Source organism: Bacillus sp. LR--39 (assembly GCF_053613335.1).
In genome coordinates this window covers 1-523 of the sequence record NZ_JBSIOT010001565.1, presented here as the reverse complement: position 1 = coordinate 523, position 523 = coordinate 1, and the positions used below count along the sequence as shown (strand labels likewise).

Here is a 523-nt window from a genome sequence, read left to right as displayed (position 1 = left end):
CGATCTTTGAAAAAGGCGAGCTTGTCTATGAGAATCCGAGCATTCAGGATATTAAGCGGTATGTTCAAGAAATTCTCAGTTTGCTTTGGGAAGAGTATAAGCGGATCAGCAAGCCCGAAGAATATCCTGTCGATTTAAGCGAAGCTTGCTGGAACAACAAGATGCAGCAAATTCACGAAGCGAAAATCAAGGCGAAAAAAGGTCTGGATCAAGGTTGACTCTGTAAACGATAGTTTTTAACATAACTGGGGATTGAAACAGATAATTTCTTCGGGGATTATCTGTTTTTCAATATTAAGTTCAAATTTGGGTGAATTTTTATACAGCAGACGGGATTTGCCCAATTATTTGATATACTTAAAAGCGAAGGCACCTCAGTCGCTAGGGGGAAGAAGAATGAGGGTATTCGTTGCCAGACAGCCAATATTCAACAGAAAAGAACAAGTTGTCGCATACGAGCTTTTATACAGGGAAAGCGAGAAAAACTTTTTTTCCGGTATTGACGGTGATCAAGCGACAACAG

At 40.2% G+C, this 523-nt stretch carries 2 pseudogenes; both read left to right on the top strand.

The annotated features are described in order from the left end of the window. Positions 1-218: pseudogene (locus ACWHAR_RS31825) on the top strand (nicotinate phosphoribosyltransferase); the annotation flags it as partial. Between the two features lie 178 nt (positions 219-396). After that, positions 397-523, top strand: a pseudogene (locus ACWHAR_RS31820) (hypothetical protein); the annotation flags it as partial.